This is a genomic window from Serratia sp. CY40230 (assembly GCF_052168835.1).
Lineage (GTDB): Bacteria > Pseudomonadota > Gammaproteobacteria > Enterobacterales > Enterobacteriaceae > Serratia > Serratia nematodiphila.
Genome location: NZ_JBJNLX010000016.1, coordinates 1 through 577 on the forward strand (window position 1 = coordinate 1; position 577 = coordinate 577).

General features: G+C 54.4%; 1 rRNA gene. It reads right to left on the reverse strand.

Annotation, left to right across the window (positions count from 1 at the left end):
- Positions 1-577: ribosomal RNA gene (locus ACJ8IJ_RS23895) — 23S ribosomal RNA — on the reverse strand; the annotation flags it as partial.

A 577-nucleotide genomic window follows, 5' to 3' on the forward strand; every position in this document is an offset into this window, starting at 1 on the left:
CCAGGGAAGACTCATCTTGAGGCAAGTTTCGCGCTTAGATGCTTTCAGCGCTTATCTTTTCCGCACTTAGCTACCGGGCAATGCCATTGGCATGACAACCCGAACACCAGTGGTGCGTTCACTCCGGTCCTCTCGTACTAGGAGCAACCCCTCTCAATCTTCCAACGCCCACGGCAGATAGGGACCGAACTGTCTCACGACGTTCTAAACCCAGCTCGCGTACCACTTTAAATGGCGAACAGCCATACCCTTGGGACCTACTTCAGCCCCAGGATGTGATGAGCCGACATCGAGGTGCCAAACACCGCCGTCGATATGAACTCTTGGGCGGTATCAGCCTGTTATCCCCGGAGTACCTTTTATCCGTTGAGCGATGGCCCTTCCATTCAGAACCACCGGATCACTAAGACCTACTTTCGTACCTGCTCGAGCCGTCACTCTCGCAGTCAAGCTAGCTTATGCCTTTGCACTAACCTCACGATGTCCGACCGTGATTAGCTAACCTTCGTGCTCCTCCGTTACTCTTTGGGAGGAGACCGCCCCAGTCAAACTACCCACCAGACACTGTCCTCACCCC